Source organism: Microvirga aerilata, from assembly GCF_016743775.1.
Lineage (GTDB): Bacteria > Pseudomonadota > Alphaproteobacteria > Rhizobiales > Beijerinckiaceae > Microvirga > Microvirga aerilata.
This window is the reverse complement of the sequence record NZ_JAEQMY010000333.1, coordinates 1-838: the sequence shown is the minus strand read 5'-3', so window position 1 is coordinate 838 and position 838 is coordinate 1. Positions and strand designations below refer to the sequence as shown.

Below are 838 nucleotides of genomic sequence, written 5' to 3'. Positions count from 1 at the left end.
AAAAAGCCCCGGCCTTTCGGCCGGGGCTTGGGGAGCATCTGCTCCGCTCGTCCTTACTCGTTGCGGTTGCCCACGAGAGCCAGGAGGAACTGGAACATGTTGATGAAGTCCAGGTACAGGGTCAGGGCGCCGAACACCGAGACCTTGGCGGCGGCTTCCGTGTCGAAGTTGCCGTACAGGTACATCTCCTTCAGCTTCTGGGTATCGTAGGCGGTGAGGCCTGCGAAGATCAGAACGCCGATCACCGAGATGCCGAACTGGAGCGCGCTCGAGGCGACGAAGATGTTCACGATCGAGGCGATCATCAGGCCGACGAGACCCATGATCAGGAAGGAGCCCATGCCCGACAGGCTGCGGCGAGTGGTGTAGCCCCACAGGGACAGCGCGCCGAAGGACGCCGCCGTGATGAAGAACACCTGCACGACGCTTGCGCCGGTGTAGCGGATCAGCAGCGTCGAGAGCGAGGCGCCCATCACCGCCGCAAAGGCGAAGAAGGTGCCGCGGGCAGACGCCGCCGACATGCGATCCATGCGGAAGGTGAAGAAGAAGATGAAGGCCAGAGGCGCCAGCGCCACAACCCACATCAGGGGCGAGCCATACAGGGTCGCGCCGAACTGCGTCAGACCGACGCCACCCATGCGAGCGACCGCTTGCGACGGATCGCTGGTGGTGGCGAGCATGTTGATGCCGAGCGCGACCAGGGCCGAGATGGCAAGACCCAGGACCATGTTGTTGTAGACGCCGAGCATGAAGGTGCGCAGGCCCTGGTCGACCTGTGCTGCCGTCCGGGCAAAGCCGGTGCCATAGGCGGTTTGGTTTTGCTCATACGGTTGCATCG

The 838-nt window shown here is 63.5% G+C and carries 1 protein-coding gene; it reads right to left on the bottom strand.

The annotated features are described in order from the left end of the window. Window positions 1–53 precede the first annotated feature (53 nt). On the bottom strand, window positions 54–836 hold the full coding sequence (locus JKG68_RS32665) for a Bax inhibitor-1/YccA family protein (protein WP_202066622.1): 783 nt from the start codon (window positions 834–836) through the stop codon (window positions 54–56). Between the last annotated feature and the right edge of the window lie 2 nt (window positions 837–838).

What these genes read in the sequence shown, in the direction of transcription:
- JKG68_RS32665 (WP_202066622.1), bottom strand. Translation starts at nt 836, where the DNA reads ATGCAACCGTATGAGCAAAACCAAACCGCCTATGGCACCGGCTTTGCC.